Raw genomic sequence first — 15022 nt, 5'->3', positions numbered from 1 at the left:
TTGTTCAATCCTAGATTTTCTTAGTCAGGAGAGCGTACTCCTTCAGATCATATCGATTGTTATTAACAAATACGGTATCTCTTAAAGGGAACCATTCTGTTATTAACCCCACAGCCACAGGAGGACTATTTATGTCAGCAATAGAATAAACATAAATCTCAACTGCCTTCTCTATGCATTCTTGAAATTCCTCAGGTTTAGATAATTGACTCATCTTTCGCACTCCTCCATCCTCTAATGAATGTAAACATGGTCAAAATAATAATCATCATTTCTATTTTGGAAAGATATATCGATCAAGACATTCGCTTCATCGCTGTTCTTGCCCACTTTTACTAAAACATGTTCAAATTTATTCAATGGGAATTTAGATAAGAAATCATCAGCCAAGATTAGACCATCAGATATTGCAGCATCTTCTTTTTTAGTTCCGCTTGGCACATTATCGTAGAAATGTTTTGCGACGATAAAGCTGATAATTTCTTCTTTTCTTGACCTTTTAATTTTATCGGTAGTTTGATAAGCTACACTGTATTTATCACTAATTACAGGTCTTAGGTATTCTCTGAAGGCTACATAATGCATAATCTCATTTGGATCATCACCATATAAACTCATGTATTCTTTAGGTGTTTGAAGAATTGAGTTCTCAAGCGAATAGTAGTTTTCGTCTAAAAAGTTAATTGGGTATTTTTCTTTCGGAGTTACAATTAACAAGATATGACGTTTGCTATTTCCTTCAAGTCTATCAAGGTAGTCATGGATGCTCACAAAAATCCCCCTTTAATTTTACTTACACAATGCATCACGAACTTAATTCCTCTTTATTGTAACACCTCCAATACTAGGAAGCATGGACAAAAAAACAAGGTGTTTATTGTCTCGTGCTAATATGAAAATTAATGATTTTCACTTGTTGGTGCTATTAAATCTACTACAGCGTCAGGAATGTGCTCCCTCACGCCTTCCGGAAGCATCTCTCTAGTTAAATTTACTAAAGTATTCATTGCTTGCGGATTCCGCTTGCGCCAGTTTATTGATTTAACCAGTAATGATTTCACCCAGTTTTGCTTGGTTAAAAGCTGTATTTGTGACTTGAGAAATTCTATTTCGTTCCCTATATTGTTGATTTCATTTCTTAATTTCTGTTTGTCTTGAATTTCTTCTTCTAGCCTAGATTCAAACTCTTCTTGGAATTTGTTCAATTTCTCGATCAAGCTTGATATCTCTTCTCTAGTAAAGTCATCTTGACCTATATCTTTAATTGAATTTTCTAATTCAGATATTTGTAAATCAACCTCTACTTTATGCTCCATAATTTCTCTTAAAATTGGGGCAGCTTTGGTTTCTGCCTCAATATTCAATAACCACTTGTAAATAGCCGATAATATACCGTCTTTTCCAGTGACGACAAGACTTTCGTTTTCAGCCATTTCTCCAGGTCTTCTAATGATATTTATTTGATCTCCTGACTTAAAATAGAACTCATATTGTGGATTGTACAAATAAGTAATTGTAACACTTAAGCCGCCTTTTTGTTCTTTTTTTGTTGAAACTTCAAAGTCTTCACTCGAAAGATATTTTGAATTAAGAGAAGATTGAATTTCCTTATTAAATGCTCTGCTAATTACCATAGTATGTTCTCCATTCATTAGAATTTGATCCAATTCTATCAAATGTTTTAGCGTTGTTAAAGAATAATTTGGTAATTATAAACGTTTGATAGTTATGCCACCAATAGAAGGTAACATTATGTGTTTAACGCTCGGCGGACGTCGCAATCTCATTTGGTGGGCTATGCCGTATCCTAAGACTCTATCATCCTTGCAACCGCCTAATGTTCCTTTACCCATAGCCTGCGGCTTACCAGCCCTATTGCGGACAAATGTCTTCATTTCACTGATCAGATTGGCATCGTTGATTCGCCATACTCCTTCCCGGATACCTTCTATAAGTGCATCTACGAGAATTGGGCGGGTAACCGTTGTTGTTGGCCATCCTGGCCTGTTCTCATTCGTTCCGGCTTCCGCATTATAAGAGTCATGGTGGTACAGGTTCGGGTAAAACGTCACGTTCAGTAGCGTGTTAATGACACTGTGGCCCACGTTATTGGTTTCCACGCCAAGCAGCGCATCGCCATACATGCGGCCGACATAGTCCAATTGTTTTGCGTAGATATCTAGATCCATTTGTCCGTAGACTGCCGCAACATCCTCGCCGGTATCTGCATCAATGATATAGGCTGCCGAAGCATCGCCGCCTTCTAGCCCTTCGGCAACGTCAGCTCCTATGCAGTATTCTTTGTCTGGATCATATTCGCTAAAGATTTCAAACTCTCCACGCTCATCCTCAATGAACTTAACAGTTGTCCAATCGTAACCTGTGCCTTCAATAGCAGGAGGAATAACGATTGAATACTTCGTTCCTTTTTTGGTGTGCTTCGACATAGCATCTAATTTATCTTGATTGAATACTGTTCTACCGGTGACGAGGAACGCTTCTTCCGGTGTGGACGGATACTCTTGACGAAACAGCTTTTCGTCACCCTCGAAATCGTTTCGAATCGTATAGCGCCGCCATTCAAGTTGTTCATCTGCCAGATCAAACTTTGTCTTAAGTTCGATCTCTTCTTTTGTGAGTATAAAGTCAGCCGGAATCTTCATTCGATAATCCGGCATATCGAACCACGGGAAGAACAACGGTATATAGTCATTCTTAGCAGCTACAGCGTTATCCCACATTTCTTTATATATCTCAATGCCGTTTGCAGTTGATTCAATAATACCGACTGTACGCGGTTCCTTGGATAGTGCGGCGAACAGGGAAGCTAAATGTTTCTTCTTACGGTTCTCTGGCCAGAACGCCAACTCTGATATGTGGAGGTAATGAATGGTCTCTGAACGTGCAAGGACACGGTTCTCTGCGGATTGGACTGTGATCTTGGATTTAAGCCCCGGCTCCTTTTTACGATCAACATCCTTCATCGCTGGGCTTTCAAACGTCAGACGGCGGCTATTGTTCCGCTTGCGCATAGGCTTGATATGCTCGGGAATGTAGTCGTAGTAAAGACGGAACATGTCGTAAAGGTTTTCTGATGCACTGGAGTCCTGAGCTACGATGAATGCATTCTTGGCTTCCTGTAGCGAGGACAGATAGTAAATGATGGCCTCTGTTGTCGTGGAGAATCCCATCTGACGCGCCTTCAGGATGATGATACGCACCGGCTTACTTGATTTGATCTGTTCGAATACAGTCTTGGCTAGTTTTTTCTGAGCCTTATTCAGCGTGAGTGGTACAATATCCCCGGTTTTTGTCTTGATCCGCAGGAATTCAAAACAAAAGGCCTCAAAGTCGTCAAGGTTTCCCTTGAGTTCTTTAAGGCCTATTGGATTATCTCTATATTCACTTTCGATCTTTCTGTTTATTTCTCCAGCCAGATCAACGAACTTTAGCTTCGGACCTTTTGCCCCTCCAATTGATTCAGCTGCTTTACGTATCTGTTCATGCAGTTTAGCCAGCACATTTATTCACCGCCGCCTGTATAGAGCTTCTGCTGATCAATCAGTTGCTTCATACGTGGGTTGGCGGATATACGGATGATCGAACGGTCATACGCTCCGTCTGTGGACTCCTCTTGAAATATCTCCATGAAAATGTTGATGTACTCTTGAACCAACTCAAATTGGAATGCCTTCTCCCTTAATGCAACAAGGAACTTCATGTTCTCGCGTACCTCACGGTTAAGCGACACAATTTCAACTACCTTTCGGCGCAGTTCTACCTCAAAGGAGTTCTGCCAGCCTTCAATGAAGCTTACATAGTTAAATTCTTCACCAGTCTCCATGAGCTTATTTATGAGTTCATCCATCTCTTCTCTGAACAACTTCGGCAGATCATCCACCAGTTCGAACCGATCAATGAGCCGTTTCGTCGCATCAAGGTTGGTTTGGATGATATCGATCTCTTGGTGGACGGTTTTAATCACTCGCCGCCGATCAGCTACGATTGCATCCTTCTTCTTCGCTTGTTCCGCTGTCCCCTTCTCTTTGACATACTTTGCTACTGCTGTATGCGACACTTGCTCATTCGCCCACTCAGAACATTCTTCAGCGATCGCTCGTACAGTCTTCCCGTTCCGCACGCCAGCCCACACAATTTCCTGACACCCTAATGTTTCAATCTTCGATGGTTTTGCCACTTAACATACCCCTTTTCTTTTCTTGTAACGTTTGTAACGCGTTGTAACGCTTGTAATGGCATTTTGTAACGTTTGTGGCGTTACAGGTTTGAACGCATATAATGAAGCGCCTTATTCTATAAGGATTTATCTTGTAATTCTTGTAACGTTACAGAGGGCTTACAAGCATACAATCCGTTAAGGAAAGTTTTCCTGAGCAAATAAAAAACGCCCTTCATCGGCGCTGTCGGTTGTTGCCTATACGGTTTTCTGTTCTTCGTTAATCAGGAAGTTATCCAACGTTATTCTGTCATCATGTCTCCTAGCCCATGCTAAGGCCCTCGGTACATCGAAATTACTGTTCCCATAGCAGGTGATCAGCACAATCTTTTCATCCCGAACGGTGAATATCCACCAGGCATCGTATATCTTGATGAATTACGCCTGAAGTCTCCTGCTGCCAATTGTTCACGGCAAGCATCCCTGATCTCTTCGAACGAAGATGTCCCTACCCTCTCCGTATATTGCTGGTGGGCGTGGTCTGTCAACTCCAGCCGCATTTCATTTAGCATCATTCTTATCGCTCCTTTGAGTTTATTGCTTTGCGTAGAAATAGAAAAAACCACCCGGGTTAATGGATGGCTACTTCATAAGGTTATTATTTTGATAAATTAAGCGAAAAAATCACTCACTGCAGTAGCGTTCTTTTCATCGCCTTTTGGTTTCTTGACTTCATAATGAACTAACGCTGAGAAATTGCAATAAGCTTCTGCTCTACCGTACCCATCCGGAATAGCAGCAGCACTTGTACTGTAATTAATATCAATGACCTGCTCAACTTCAGACTCCAGAAAATAATTAATATTTTCTTCTAGAGTTTCCACGCTGTCCGCCACGAACAACTTTACCTTTGTCATGAAATCACCTCCCATAACCATAATTCGACAGATGGAAGATAAACCCTGCAATAGTTAATAGATGTGGGCCGGGGCCACTCTCCCTGGCACGACAGTTCGAATATATGATTGGATAGTTTGATGTGTTGCCTCCTAATCACTGGTTCCTTACGGCCTACTCCACTATTGGCTGCTGCCTCATGAGTTTCCAGCAAGACCCGCTCGGATCGTCATATGTTGTGCTCATTTATCCGTGAGTACAAACGGTTTATTGTTGGGCGGTAATTTATAACATGCGGCTACCGCTAATCCGCCATGCCCCGGCTTGGGCAACAATGTGCACCTTTAATGCTTCGGGGTATTCCCCTCTGTGCACTGTTCTCATAGGTTTGTCCGGTATTTATTGACGTATCCGGTTCACGTTCTCGATCCATATCTTTAGCCGCTGAGATCACGGTTGCCCAGGAGGTGTTCGGGTATGAGCTGCGGTGTGATGTCCCGTCACAGATTGCCGCAACCAGAAATGGAGTCGTACGGAAGCTCTCGCCTCGGTATCTTTATTATATTTGGGGTGTTGTGCTACTACGCTACGGAAATTACGCCTCATAATGTTAATAGGCAAAAAAATACCGCTCCAGGTATCTACCCTTCGCGGTTGATGAATTGTCCTAATCCTTCTTTTTTATTCTTTTGTTCCCATAATTGATTATTAAAACGTCGAACTGCACTATTAAGCGACTCTTCGCTGTATATCATACCAATTAATGAAGAACGCATCTTCGCCCTAAAGTCGAGCAGTTTCTTTGCATGGTCGAATCCACCCATCAAACAATATCTCCATGCTTCTTCGATTGTGATGGTGTATAACTTCACAAGTTCCTCTACTTCTTTTCTCATATAAGATGGTATATCAATTAATTCCATACCATTACCTCCCTACACATCCCGATTATTGAGTTGCCTTAATCCAATTTCACCTTCTTTATTTCGTCCACGCCCGTAATCTATTGTCACATAATCCAGCGTCCCATTAAACAACAACGTGTTAGCAAGGGAGGCGATGACCTTACGGCGCTTCTCAGCGAACGTAGTAGCCTCTATGCTATAGATCCCCTTTTTCCTTTCATGTCTCATATACTCTACGGCGTCTTTGTATCTGAACTTCCTTTCACCGGTGAACAGTAATTCTACGATCTTATACTCATGTGGATCAATGATATTATTAGCCGCGTGCATCACAGCCTCTGTAACTCGTTTATACAGCATGTAATTATGATGGCGTGTCTCTTTTGCTATGAGTACGTTAGCTGGCAAATTAGAGACGTGGTCGCTTGTGCTGAGGCGTTTGACTGCTCCTTCGACTCCGGCCATGTCAAAATCATTTAACCCATTCTCTTGGGGCTGCTTGAGAACAAATTCGTAACTGTCCACCAATCCCTTGATGGTTCGGTAACTGTTTAGCAACCACAAGGCTTTCCGTATATCCTCTTCATCGGCGTTAGTGAAGAACTGAACCTGATAGGCTCTCGTTATATCTGCCAAATCATTCTTCGGAGTGAAGTCTTTATGCGATGCTGGAATTAACTCGATCATTGGCATAACCTCCTTGCGTTTGTCTTACATATTTACGATTAGTATAGAGTGAATTTCATCCATGTTTACTACGGATTCTCGTCCTTCTGGTATGCCGTAGGATTCAAACCCTTGGCGCAGGAACTCTTCGAAATCTTTATCGAATAGATCGTAATCGTGAATTCTAGGTTCTGTCTTCAAGTCAGTTCATCTCCTCAAGTACATTTCAAGAACATATTCTTCTGCCATGAGTAATTGCTTCGTATGTTCCATTTCATTTTCTGACGGACGTACAATGTACTCTTCAACATAAATTGGAACGATATTGTTTCGGCATCTATTATAAGTAACCTTGTAATTTGGTCTTGGTTCAGTTGTAAGATCAAACTCGCCTTTCTCAAACTTTCGGATGTATAGTTCTAAAATATCCTGTTGTGCATCATTGCGCTGAAAGCGAATTTCATCGTCGATAGGTAGTTGACCTTCTAACTTTTTGAGATGTTGTTTCATATCTCCCAACAGTTTATCTGCGTCAATTAACCTTGGCTGTTTAGACATTGTCTGGTTCCTCCCATTCGACTGTAGGGTAACGTTTAGTCAAATTGACTACAGCTTTGCATTTATTGCATTCGTGAGGATACTGCGGAGGAATGCTCATAAGTATGTGACTTGATGGTTTCATTTCTCCGCCGCATTCACATCTGTAACGAACTCCGTAAGGCTTAACCTCAAATTTTTCTTCGCTCATAGTGTCTCGTTCCTCTCTTTATGGGGAGCAGATTATGTAAACCTTATCTGGCCCCCGTTATCACTGGGATTATTCGGTCTGACTCGATTTCCTGACGGCCAAGGATTTACTTTTTGTGTTCTCTAAGCTTTTCTTGCAGTGTGTGAATTACTATGCCTACCTGACGGATTTCTTCTCTCAAATCCTTTGGTACGTCCGTATGTTCTAACACAGTTAGTCCCCACGATAGATGGTGTGACGCATTGCCCATATGAGCCAAAGACTGGTATACGTAATCGTCCAGTTTTCCAAGCTTTTTGAACCCTTCATAGTTAGGTTGATGGGCAGCATAGCTCCCGAATGGCGGATATACAACTAATTCAAATGATTCTTCCAAAACAAGTTCGCCTATATCATCAAGATCACCCACGAACATTTCTCTGCCCTTAGAATCTTCAGCAAAATATTCTCCGGATTCTTCATGAAGGGTCGCAACAAATTCCTCGCCTTCCAGAGCTTCGCAGGAAACTTTTCCTTCCAAGTATTCTACAAATTCATCTTTGCACTTAACCAAAATATGTTTGTCGCTCATATCCTCTTCTCCCCCTTATACCTCTGCTAAATAATCAATCTCAATTTCATCCATCCATCCGCTACGCAATGCATCCTTCCAGTCAATAGATGTATCAAGCAGTTCATTTTGTTTTTTCTCAGATAATCTATCAAATTCCTCTTCAGTCATAGGAAGCACAACTTCATAATCACATCTCACTTTTGCGGTTCCTTTTACTCTTATCATTTCATCGTCTCCTTTGATTTGGGTCTCAGCCCCCTAAATTGTCCGTTATTGCGCTTCTGCAAAGCATCCTTCCCGATATAGTACACCTTCGATTAATAACCAGCCCGGCTTATATCGCGTTGCTTTATAGGTCTCGCCTATCAGTAAATCGTAGTTATTATGCCATTTGAAATAAGTGACCTTCATGTCTCAGCCCCCTTATAAGTTCATCCAGCCCTGCGGCCTTACTTTCTTTAGACATCAGTTGCCCATTCTATGGCGTCTAGGTTGGCAATGAGGGCAGATTTGCAAATCGCCTCAGCTACACTCTTGCTAACTGTTTGCCCCCGTCCAATACGCACCTCGACTTCATTCGCCAGATTGTTCATCTTCATATCCCATGACCAACCTGATCCCTGCATGCGTTCCAGCACAGCCCATGCTGCGGATATGTCCGAACTGTACAACGGAACGTCCCGGTGGATCGTCTTTTCGTAATCCGCTAGGTAGTATCTCGGCAACTGCGGCAGTTGACCTTCTACCATATCCAAACCCATTACCAGTTCAGCGACTTTAGCATCCAATTGCCGTCCTGACTCCATCTTCAGTATCTCTTCCCTTGTGAGTGTCATTGGTCCACCTCTGCCTCAGTGGCATCCGTTTCTACTTTCCAGCCGCATTTACATGTGCGTCGAAAGTTGTCACCTTCAATTTGTAGCGTACCTTCACCATTTCCGATATTTTCATTACCACATTCTTGGCAAGCTCCATACTTTTTCATCAGTATCATTGATAAATTGAGATTCATTGGGTACCACCCTCCTGTTCAACGTGCTTCACGACTTCTTCAAACGTGAATTTCTCCGTGATCGCTGGATGCATATATTTCTTCCATGCTTCTTCATAAGAGCAGTTGAACATTCGGCATATTCCTCTAAGCGCTTTTGATGCAGATTCTGGTGTCAATGGTTATCTCCTTCCCTAATCTCCATTTTCCGGTTCCACTCCATGATGATGAAATGCCTCAACAACCTTTTTGTTGTTTTTTCATCAAGCCCATTTACGTATTCTTTTAAATCTCTCAGGTGCCACCCTTCTCCATCCGTATCTGTGAATCGTGTTCGGATTTCTTCGACCTGTTCCATATACTCACGCATCATAGATTCAAGCACGATCTACTCCCCCTCCTTGGGTGCTGGGGTATCTGGGTAAAGGGTGGATAAAATAGCGTTACATTCTTCGTGAATTTCTCCGTAGTAGAAATCATGAGCGCTGTTTTCTTCTCGAAGTTTTTCCACGAATGCTTTCAGTTGTTGTTCCCGGTCATGTATCTGTAGCGCATGCCTGCATTCGGCTATTTCATGCTGCAGAGTTTCTACCTGCTTTTTAGTTAAAAGATACTGAGGCTTGAAGTATTCAGCCCTTGCCGGATCTTCGTCTTCAGACCATTTTTTCTGGTATTCCATTCTTTCAATAAGGATGGATAGATAGTCTTCTTTTTCAGCAATCCAATCTGTCAGCAGCCGAAACGGTTTTGTTAACTCTTGCGGTGTTTGTGTCATTGGGCTTCCTCCCCATCTTTGAAATATCCCTTGATTTCAGCGAATTGTTCAGGGGTAAATCCGACTCCGATTCTCTCTCTTAACTCCGCCATAAACTCCTGACTTTGCTCAATCGGGAACATGTTGTTATATTGATTGGCTGAATCCAAGAGGAACAGCATTTCATCCAGCGTCATGATCGGTGTTTCGTCCCTCATAATCTCGCCTGTTTCAAAATTCAATGACAATTCTTCTTTTTCCATTTGTATATCCTCCTTGTGGGATAGGAGGGCTATTTACCCTCTCTGTCCCTGAATTTTCAGGCTAGTCAGTAAGCATTTCAGCCAAAGAGTTATAACTACTCCCTACAAAAAATAATTTCCCATCCCTATAAGCAGACCAGACGTGATCCGGATGCCGCCAATTAAATATTCTTTTTTCACCTTCATATACAACTTCTATGTCACCAAATATTCTCTTTTCATTTGGTATCATTTCAAGCAATTGCTGCTGATAACTTACTTCAAAGAGATCAAGTTGCATATCAATCAACACCTTCTTTTCTTTGCTCCTTCACAATCTGTGTCTTACTGCCTCATATCTTCGTACTGTACTGTGCACTATTCTAAGGTTGGTTTTCCACAGTTGGGGCAGTACGTAATTTGTGGCTCACCTTCTGTTATAAGGTGATCCTTTATTGTAATTTCAAACTCAGCTTCGCAATTAGTGCATTCAAGTTCGTATCCCACTTTTCAAGCTCCTTTCCTACGCTATATGCGTCTACTCTTCCTTTGGGAGAGGAGGGCTATTAACCCTCTCTGTCCCTTAATGTCATGTGTCTTCGGAATGTGCATTAGATATCAACTGACTCGATGTTAACCACTTTGAAAAATGTCGGCTGGTAACTATGTTTTTCAATCCATTTTATAATCACGTTTGATAGTTCTTCTTCTAACTCAGCGTCATGTTCTTGTTTCGTATAAAGTAGGTAATCATCAGCTGCTTCCCCAACTTCATCACACATACTTTGATTGATATGTTCAAGAATGCTATCCGTATCAACGCACACACCTAATCCCACGCTTTCAACTTGCCCTACATGAAATTTTTTCACAGTCTCATATGCGGCATATTCAATTAATCCAAAAGCGATTGCTTCCTCTTTAGATTCATAGTAATCACCGCTATTAAAAAATTCTGGTGAAGTGCTTACCACCCATTTACCTTCGTTATTTTCCATGATTTATCAACTCTCTTTCATAGTTTGCGTCATAGCCTTTGGGAGAGGAGGGATACTCCTACTTCCTTAATGATCTGGTTAGGCCCCCGCGTTGCTGGGCTTATGCTGTCGGACGATGGCCTTCGTCCAATCAATTAACTATGAATTTATGATGCAAAGTATTTCTGAATAGCTTCTCCAGCCCATCTACCCATTGGTACAGCAACGGCGTTACCGATTTGCCTATAAGCGTCGTTTTCAGTTCCTGCAAATTCGAACCAATCAGGGAATCCTTGCAATCTAGCATATTCACGGACTGAATACGGTCTGATAGATACTCCATCATTAACAAGCCTTGTTGACCTATCCTTTGCATAGTGCGCTACACACGTAGGAGCTTTACCATCTAAATTCGTTATGATTGGCAAGTCTCTATATTCACCGTTTAAGCGTTTTTGAACGTAATCGGGAGTGTAAACTTCTATGCCGATATCAATAATTTCTTTCATCTTCACTGGTTTATCATCAGGATAATGTAGTGAATCAAAGGGTTTCTTCGTACCGATTACAACTAGCCTTTTCCTCTCTTGTGGCAACCACATATTAGCGTTAACCGGGCATTCAACACGTACATAATAGTTAGGCAATTTAGTGAGACATTCCATCACGACTTGAAATTTCTTCATTCCAGGAACATTCTCCACGATATATACTTCCGGTTGCGCTAAGGCCACGTGTCTGAAGAAGTGTAAAAATAAATCGTCTCCTGTTCTTGTTCCATGAATATCAGCAATAGTGCTGTATTTTGTACATGGGAATGTCCCAATATAAACGTCTGCATCTTGCTGATCTAAGACTGTAACCTTTGTTATATCGCCCTCATTTACAACATGATTGAAGTTATTTCTAAGTGTGTCGCAAGCCGTTTTATCAATTTCAAAGGATTCAATTATTTCTATCCCTGCTTCGATCATTCCCAAATCCATTCCACCAGCACCACTAAAATAACTCTTAGCTGTTATCATCTTTCGCCCCCTGTAGCGTGATATATGCCGCCTCTGCCCTCTCTCGGGGGCTGGCGGTGAGCAATAGCGTTATACCTTCATAATCTAGTGCTCCACTATCCCAATATCCGTCAGCGCCTACAACCTTAGATAGCGCCTGAATGTACCAGTAGAAGCGCTCATTGCACGCTGCTGTCTGTACCTCTAGAGAGGCAGCAGGGTCAGTACATGGAGACCAAACGTTTGTGTAGTCCGGTGTGAAGTTAATATGGCTCGGTTCGACCCACTTCCCACTGCAAAATCCACCATCATCATAAAATTCTCGTTCACCATCGGTTGTTGTTTTTATTATCCATCCCATCAACTCCGCCAAAACCCGGTTAAGCTGCTGGTCTGTCTTATCCTTTACTTGTGTCATGACTTACCCTCCTCGATCCAATTCGTTACAGCCTCATACACATCGTAAGGTAGGTTATTTCCCATTTGAGCACTGACCATTTGTACACGAGTGCAATTCAATTTGGCTGCCAATTCAGAAAAATTCAGCCGTTCTATCTGTCTCTTTCGATACAATGCTTCTTTTTGCTCTACGGTCAATTTCATGCCTTGTCGCTCCCTTCCTCCAACAATTCACGTGCTTTACTTCCTCTGTCGCTTGTAACCTTTGAATGACCTCTACCGAAGCTTGGCAGTTCCCAATGTTCTTTATTAGCATAGAACTCCAGTACCTCCCGTTGTCGGGCTATGGTCTGCTGTGCCTCTCCCAATTCGTCGTTCTTACTAACAAATTCGTCTCGCCATTGCTTCGCTTCTTCTTGCCACTCATTGATTTGTTGTTGTGACTCTTCTAGAGCAGCCAGCAAATCTGCGTACCGAATTCTCATTATGTTTAATGCGTGAGTTGTGACTTGAGCAAATCCAGTTTCGTGCGATTCCCGAATCATTCCGTCAATAACCGCTAATTGGACAGCATTCTTATCTAGCGTAACGCTCATGCCCCCACCCCTTCCCAATTCCAGAGACCTTGCTGTCCCTTGGCTGGTATAGGCTCGGGCAGTTGGTTAACGTCTGCTAGTTCCCAAGCAAATCTCCCCGGAGTAAAATCACCAAATTCGTATTCAGGGGAGTAAATAAGCTTCCTGCCCTCAAGTTCATATCCGTCTGTCCAGGTGTCTAATGATTTCAAACATTCGGACAATTTGCATATTGCCACCACTGCACCAGTAGGAAGGTTATCTTCCGTATATCCATGTCGCTCCAGCGCTTTGCGGATTTCAGGCTCCCGACAGGCTTCCTTATCAATCTTCTTACCAGCGTGTATTGCCAATTCGCCTCTATGCTTTGTAGCCCAGCTACGTGTTTCAAATTGTTTCTCGCCAAGAGCTATAAGCGTTGCCCAGGGCTGGATTATTGTAATGACCTTCATCCTCATACTGGTTATGCCTCCCTATGGTATAATTATGAAAATTTCAAGAGGTGATAATTTATGAATCGCAAGGTATTAATCTGGCTTGGCATAGTGACAGCTGCTCTATTAATTCTCTTTTTCATTGGACTCAACTATATGTTTTATTATTCGGGAAAGTAGAGGGTGGTTAATCCTCAATTCTCTTTGGTCATTTAAGATGCTAATGCTCCTATTTCCCAGGCTATCTTCCGAACTTCCGGCCAATAATGTGCGTCTGGTCCCTGCCCGTTGCTATCCTTACAAAACCATTCTGTAATCGTTCGTTTGCCATGAACCACGTATTCTCTCAGAGCCTTTACCCAATAGCTTTCTGTACCGGACATTGGTAACGTCCGTCCATATAAACTAAGCCTTATTGGATTCTCATGTACCTTATGGGTTCCCCATGCTTTGCTTTCGATTTCAACAAGTCCTAAACGTCCGCTCTCTTTGATCTCGAAGACAAAATGTCTTGAAGTCCAATCAAATTTGTAAAGCTTCTCAAGCATTTGGTTCGCTTTCAAGAGACGCCCCTTTTTACCGATTTCCTTACATTCTTTGCTAATCTGATCTGTAGCAGGACCACTAAACTTAATGCGAGCTGCTGGTTTGTGATGTCCTGATTTCTTAATTAATTTTGGTTGGCGGTTTTCCTCACTGTCTAAATCGAAGAATTCAAAACTAGCAATGTTTCTATATCTGTATTCGTGCAAGATCACCCACCACATGTTGTTGATATTGTGATAAACGATACCGCGCTGTAAACATCCTTTACGATCTCTGAAATACTTAACTTCTCCATTCCGGATGCGTTTCCCATCTTTATCTTTGCTGTTGTAACTTGGTACCTCGTACTCCGGTAATTCTTTACCTTCTTTGTAATGGCATGAGCTTTTAATGTGGTCCATCACTTTATCAAAAGCCCTGACTGTAACCGGCTTGGATTGATCCAGATACCCATCTGCCTTGCACGTTTCTTTGATGTGTTTTAATTCAGTTAGAAATGACAAGCGAAGCAAGTATGGCATGAGCTTTAATTTATCGAAATCATAGTAACCGCCGCTTCTATTGACTGTGTTTATTTCTTGGAAAAATTCAATTTTGAATCCCATTCGGTATTTTTCAGCCTTAATCTTAAGATCGCCCTTCTGCCCCTCAAAGTGGTCTTTTGCCAAACAAGCGTAATCTCTTAAAATACGCTGGTCTGTCTGAATGAGCCATCCTCGTTCTTTCATCTTTTCAAATATAAGACCCATAACAGCCGAGGCATTATCTGATTCATCTCTTAGATAAAAACTTGTTCCCTGCGAAGCAAGATTGTCTTCGAAATACATTTCTTTATTGATCATTTCTCGCTCTCTCCCCTTATGGGCCATGCCCGAATTTGTTTTAAACTCCCAACTCCCGCATTTCTGCATCTTCTGTAGCATCTAACGTGATTGATGGCATGCCATCCCATAACTCTCGAATCTCATTAGCCTTAGCAATTACTGCTGCTTTCTGCTTTGGTGTTAATACGATATCCATAGCCTCTTGATAATGGTTTTCAGCTTTGGTGTACGCCCTCGTATGCAGTACATTCATGTATCGCCAAAACTTATCGTTACTCAGGGATTTAATCCGTTGGAAGTGTCTGCGCTGTTCTGTTTCAGTCATTTAAC

General features: G+C 42.0%; 29 protein-coding genes. All 29 read right to left on the bottom strand.

Annotated features, from left to right (window positions below):
• Window positions 1-10: 10 nt before the first annotated feature.
• On the bottom strand, window positions 11-214 hold the full coding sequence (locus NYE35_RS14070; protein WP_341121339.1) for a hypothetical protein: 204 nt from the start codon (window positions 212-214) through the stop codon (window positions 11-13).
• A gap of 20 nt (window positions 215-234) precedes the next feature.
• Window positions 235-771, bottom strand: a complete 537-nt coding sequence (locus tag NYE35_RS14065; RefSeq protein ID WP_341121338.1) for a hypothetical protein — start codon at window positions 769-771, stop codon at window positions 235-237.
• Window positions 772-899: 128 nt separating this feature from the next.
• The gene (locus NYE35_RS14060) at window positions 900-1634 is read right to left on the bottom strand and encodes a hypothetical protein (protein ID WP_341121336.1); all 735 of its coding nucleotides are present in this window, start codon (window positions 1632-1634) and stop codon (window positions 900-902) included.
• A 75-nt stretch (window positions 1635-1709) separates the two neighbouring features.
• Window positions 1710-3521: a DNA packaging protein gene (locus tag NYE35_RS14055; protein WP_341121334.1), complete on the bottom strand. Its 1812-nt coding sequence runs from the start codon at window positions 3519-3521 to the stop codon at window positions 1710-1712.
• Between the two features lie 2 nt (window positions 3522-3523).
• A complete protein-coding gene (locus NYE35_RS14050; RefSeq protein WP_341121332.1) occupies window positions 3524-4198 on the bottom strand; it encodes a hypothetical protein in 675 nt (224 codons plus the stop codon).
• Between the two features lie 356 nt (window positions 4199-4554).
• Window positions 4555-4752 (bottom strand): hypothetical protein, encoded by a 198-nt coding sequence (locus tag NYE35_RS14045; RefSeq protein ID WP_341121330.1) that lies wholly within the window; start codon window positions 4750-4752, stop codon window positions 4555-4557.
• A 96-nt stretch (window positions 4753-4848) separates the two neighbouring features.
• Window positions 4849-5094: a sporulation protein Cse60 gene (locus tag NYE35_RS14040; RefSeq protein ID WP_341121328.1), complete on the bottom strand. Its 246-nt coding sequence runs from the start codon at window positions 5092-5094 to the stop codon at window positions 4849-4851.
• A gap of 621 nt (window positions 5095-5715) precedes the next feature.
• Window positions 5716-5997 carry a hypothetical protein gene (locus NYE35_RS14035; RefSeq protein ID WP_341121325.1) on the bottom strand — a complete coding sequence of 94 codons (282 nt, stop codon included), beginning with the start codon at window positions 5995-5997 and terminating at the stop codon, window positions 5716-5718.
• A 12-nt stretch (window positions 5998-6009) separates the two neighbouring features.
• Window positions 6010-6666, bottom strand: coding sequence for a hypothetical protein (locus NYE35_RS14030; RefSeq protein WP_341121323.1), 657 nt, complete (start codon window positions 6664-6666; stop codon window positions 6010-6012).
• Between the two features lie 24 nt (window positions 6667-6690).
• Complete coding sequence (locus tag NYE35_RS14025) at window positions 6691-6846, bottom strand: hypothetical protein (protein ID WP_341121321.1); 156 nt, start codon at window positions 6844-6846, stop codon at window positions 6691-6693.
• Window positions 6847-6852: 6 nt separating this feature from the next.
• Entirely contained in the window at window positions 6853-7203 is a 351-nt protein-coding gene (locus tag NYE35_RS14020; RefSeq protein ID WP_341121318.1) for a hypothetical protein, read from the bottom strand.
• A gap of 296 nt (window positions 7204-7499) precedes the next feature.
• On the bottom strand, window positions 7500-7964 hold the full coding sequence (locus NYE35_RS14015; protein ID WP_341121316.1) for a hypothetical protein: 465 nt from the start codon (window positions 7962-7964) through the stop codon (window positions 7500-7502).
• A 15-nt stretch (window positions 7965-7979) separates the two neighbouring features.
• Window positions 7980-8171, bottom strand: a complete 192-nt coding sequence (locus tag NYE35_RS14010; RefSeq protein ID WP_341121314.1) for a hypothetical protein — start codon at window positions 8169-8171, stop codon at window positions 7980-7982.
• Window positions 8172-8216: 45 nt separating this feature from the next.
• Window positions 8217-8357: a hypothetical protein gene (locus NYE35_RS14005; protein ID WP_341121313.1), complete on the bottom strand. Its 141-nt coding sequence runs from the start codon at window positions 8355-8357 to the stop codon at window positions 8217-8219.
• A gap of 47 nt (window positions 8358-8404) precedes the next feature.
• Entirely contained in the window at window positions 8405-8782 is a 378-nt protein-coding gene (locus NYE35_RS14000) for a BC1872 family protein (RefSeq protein ID WP_341121311.1), read from the bottom strand.
• On the bottom strand, window positions 8779-8958 hold the full coding sequence (locus tag NYE35_RS13995) for a DUF3797 domain-containing protein (protein WP_076139102.1): 180 nt from the start codon (window positions 8956-8958) through the stop codon (window positions 8779-8781). Before NYE35_RS13995 ends, NYE35_RS14000 begins: the two co-directional genes overlap by 4 nt.
• Window positions 8955-9116 carry a hypothetical protein gene (locus NYE35_RS13990; protein ID WP_341121309.1) on the bottom strand — a complete coding sequence of 54 codons (162 nt, stop codon included), beginning with the start codon at window positions 9114-9116 and terminating at the stop codon, window positions 8955-8957. The genes NYE35_RS13995 and NYE35_RS13990 overlap by 4 nt, the downstream gene beginning before the upstream one ends.
• Window positions 9113-9322 (bottom strand): hypothetical protein, encoded by a 210-nt coding sequence (locus tag NYE35_RS13985; protein ID WP_076139103.1) that lies wholly within the window; start codon window positions 9320-9322, stop codon window positions 9113-9115. Before NYE35_RS13985 ends, NYE35_RS13990 begins: the two co-directional genes overlap by 4 nt.
• Window positions 9323-9325: 3 nt before the next feature.
• A complete protein-coding gene (locus tag NYE35_RS13980; protein ID WP_341121306.1) occupies window positions 9326-9712 on the bottom strand; it encodes a hypothetical protein in 387 nt (128 codons plus the stop codon).
• The gene (locus tag NYE35_RS13975; protein WP_339317943.1) at window positions 9709-9954 is read right to left on the bottom strand and encodes a hypothetical protein; all 246 of its coding nucleotides are present in this window, start codon (window positions 9952-9954) and stop codon (window positions 9709-9711) included. The genes NYE35_RS13980 and NYE35_RS13975 overlap by 4 nt, the downstream gene beginning before the upstream one ends.
• A 61-nt stretch (window positions 9955-10015) precedes the next feature.
• Window positions 10016-10246, bottom strand: a complete 231-nt coding sequence (locus NYE35_RS13970; protein WP_341121303.1) for a hypothetical protein — start codon at window positions 10244-10246, stop codon at window positions 10016-10018.
• 298 nt (window positions 10247-10544) lie between these two features.
• Window positions 10545-10931 carry a hypothetical protein gene (locus NYE35_RS13965; RefSeq protein WP_076275501.1) on the bottom strand — a complete coding sequence of 129 codons (387 nt, stop codon included), beginning with the start codon at window positions 10929-10931 and terminating at the stop codon, window positions 10545-10547.
• Window positions 10932-11077: 146 nt separating this feature from the next.
• On the bottom strand, window positions 11078-11935 hold the full coding sequence (locus tag NYE35_RS13960) for a DNA cytosine methyltransferase (protein WP_341121301.1): 858 nt from the start codon (window positions 11933-11935) through the stop codon (window positions 11078-11080).
• Entirely contained in the window at window positions 11922-12332 is a 411-nt protein-coding gene (locus NYE35_RS13955) for a hypothetical protein (RefSeq protein ID WP_341121297.1), read from the bottom strand. Before NYE35_RS13955 ends, NYE35_RS13960 begins: the two co-directional genes overlap by 14 nt.
• On the bottom strand, window positions 12329-12517 hold the full coding sequence (locus NYE35_RS13950; protein ID WP_341121295.1) for a hypothetical protein: 189 nt from the start codon (window positions 12515-12517) through the stop codon (window positions 12329-12331). Before NYE35_RS13950 ends, NYE35_RS13955 begins: the two co-directional genes overlap by 4 nt.
• Window positions 12514-12909, bottom strand: coding sequence for a hypothetical protein (locus NYE35_RS13945; protein ID WP_341121293.1), 396 nt, complete (start codon window positions 12907-12909; stop codon window positions 12514-12516). Before NYE35_RS13945 ends, NYE35_RS13950 begins: the two co-directional genes overlap by 4 nt.
• On the bottom strand, window positions 12906-13340 hold the full coding sequence (locus tag NYE35_RS13940; protein ID WP_341122465.1) for an ASCH domain-containing protein: 435 nt from the start codon (window positions 13338-13340) through the stop codon (window positions 12906-12908). Before NYE35_RS13940 ends, NYE35_RS13945 begins: the two co-directional genes overlap by 4 nt.
• 194 nt (window positions 13341-13534) lie before the next feature.
• The gene (locus NYE35_RS13935) at window positions 13535-14710 is read right to left on the bottom strand and encodes a hypothetical protein (protein WP_341121291.1); all 1176 of its coding nucleotides are present in this window, start codon (window positions 14708-14710) and stop codon (window positions 13535-13537) included.
• 40 nt (window positions 14711-14750) lie between these two features.
• Entirely contained in the window at window positions 14751-15017 is a 267-nt protein-coding gene (locus NYE35_RS13930) for a hypothetical protein (RefSeq protein WP_036684298.1), read from the bottom strand.
• Window positions 15018-15022 lie beyond the last annotated feature (5 nt).

The sequence above is a fragment of the Paenibacillus sp. FSL L8-0494 genome, assembly GCF_038003695.1.
GTDB classification, from domain to species: domain Bacteria; phylum Bacillota; class Bacilli; order Paenibacillales; family Paenibacillaceae; genus Paenibacillus_AQ; species Paenibacillus_AQ odorifer.
Note: the sequence above shows the minus strand (reverse complement) of the source record. Positions and strands in the feature narration are given on the sequence as shown.